This window comes from Mesorhizobium sp. M7A.F.Ca.CA.003.01.2.1 (assembly GCF_003998945.1).
Taxonomy (GTDB): Bacteria; Pseudomonadota; Alphaproteobacteria; order Rhizobiales; family Rhizobiaceae; genus Mesorhizobium; species Mesorhizobium ciceri.
Genome location: NZ_RZRA01001532.1, coordinates 1 through 679, shown reverse-complemented (window position 1 = coordinate 679; position 679 = coordinate 1). Strand labels below are relative to the sequence as shown.

The following is a 679-nucleotide window of genomic DNA, read 5'->3' as shown; positions in this document are numbered from 1 at the left end:
ATCGAGGAGCGCGCCGGCACCATGGAACGTGCGCTCTCGACAGGCGTCGACAACGTCCGCGCCGTGCTCGAGAAGAGCGCCGTGTTTGTCGCCGGCGCCCTGCGCGAAAAGGTGCTGGAAGTCACCAGCACCCTGCACGAGCAGGCCGGTGCCGCGTTCAGCGACGCCGACCGCAAGATCGCCGAGCGCGCCGAGCAGACCTCCGCGGCCCTGCTGGCGCGGGCCGAAGACATCGCCCGCACCTTCGAGGAGGCCGACCGTCGCCTGCACGCCCGTGCAGAAGATACGTCGAACGCCTTGCTTGCCCGCGCGGACGACACGTCCAGCTCGCTGCTGGCCCGTGCCCATGAAACCGCCGATCAGCTGGCCGCTCGCGCAAATCAGATCGCCGGCACCTTCGAAGCGGCAGACCAGAAGCTCGCCGCCCGCGCCCAGGAAACCGCAGATCAGCTGACCGCCCGGGCTCAGGACACCGCCGACCATCTGGCAGCTCGTGCAAGCGAAATTGCAGGCACGTTCGATGCCGCCGACCAGAAGCTGGTCGCCCGCGCCATCGAAACGGCCCAGTCGCTGGCCGCGCGCGCCGGCGACATCCTGCGCAACTTCGAAGGCGCCGACCAGCGGCTCGGCATGCGGATCGGCGAATCGGCCGAAGCGCTTGCCGCACGCGCATCGGACC

The 679-nt window shown here is 69.8% G+C and carries 1 pseudogene; it reads left to right on the top strand.

What is annotated here, in order from left to right:
* Window positions 1-679: pseudogene (locus EN969_RS33995) on the top strand (kinesin); the annotation flags it as partial.